This is a genomic window from Tetzosporium hominis, from assembly GCF_002265435.1.
Lineage (GTDB): Bacteria > Bacillota > Bacilli > Bacillales_A > Planococcaceae > Chryseomicrobium > Chryseomicrobium hominis.
This window is the reverse complement of sequence record NZ_NOKQ01000243.1, coordinates 1-233: the sequence shown is the minus strand read 5'-3', so window position 1 is coordinate 233 and position 233 is coordinate 1. Positions and strand designations below refer to the sequence as shown.

The following is a 233-nucleotide window of genomic DNA, read 5'->3' as shown; positions in this document are numbered from 1 at the left end:
CGGGCGGATAACGATTAAAAGTGTCAATCTGGAGCTTCCGATCGTAAAAGGCACAACCAACGAAAACCTTCTGATCGGGGCGGCAACAATGCGCCCCGATCAGAAAATGGGCGAGGGAAATTATCCGTTGGCTGGCCATCATTTGAAGCAAAAGAGTCTTCTGTTCGGACCTCTTGAAAACATAAAAACAGGTGCTCAAATTGTCATCACTGATTTTAAAAAAGACTATATTT

Annotated in this window: 1 protein-coding gene; it reads left to right on the top strand. The window is 43.8% G+C overall.

The features are described 5' to 3' along the window. Positions 1-233 (top strand): class A sortase (locus CF394_RS11470; protein ID WP_133079830.1); only part of this gene is annotated, 233 nt, incomplete at both ends.